A 423-nucleotide genomic window follows, 5' to 3' on the forward strand; every position below is an offset into this window, starting at 1 on the left:
CCATGATGCGGTCGAACTGCGTGGTGGTGTGCCGCAGATGGGCCACCAGCTCGTCCCCGACCGTCGGCTCCGGTGCGTCCGAGGGGACGAACAGGATGGACACCTGCATGTGCGGCGGCTCGGCGAACCACCGCTGCTTGCCGCCCCAGACGAACGGCGACAGGTTCCTGTTCACCGTGGCCAGGCCGGCGCGCGCGACGCCCTTGGCGCGCGGCATGACGCCGTGCAGGGCCTTGGGGGCCTCCAGCCCCACCCCGTGCGACGTACCGCCCGCCACGACCACCAGGTAACCGTCGGAGGCCGCCTTCTGCTGCCGGTAGCCGAAGCGGTCGCCCTTGGAGACACGCGTGACGTCCAGGACGGCGCCGCGGTACTCGGTCGCCTCGTGGTCCCCCAGCCACAGCCGCGTGCCGATGCGGGCAC

At 72.3% G+C, this 423-nt stretch carries 1 pseudogene; it reads right to left on the bottom strand.

Annotated features, from left to right (window positions below):
* Positions 1-423: pseudogene (locus J1M37_RS10860) on the bottom strand (alanine racemase); the annotation flags it as partial.

Source organism: Micrococcus sp. KRD012 (genome assembly GCF_017168555.1).
Classification (GTDB): Bacteria; Actinomycetota; Actinomycetes; order Actinomycetales; family Micrococcaceae; genus Micrococcus; species Micrococcus luteus.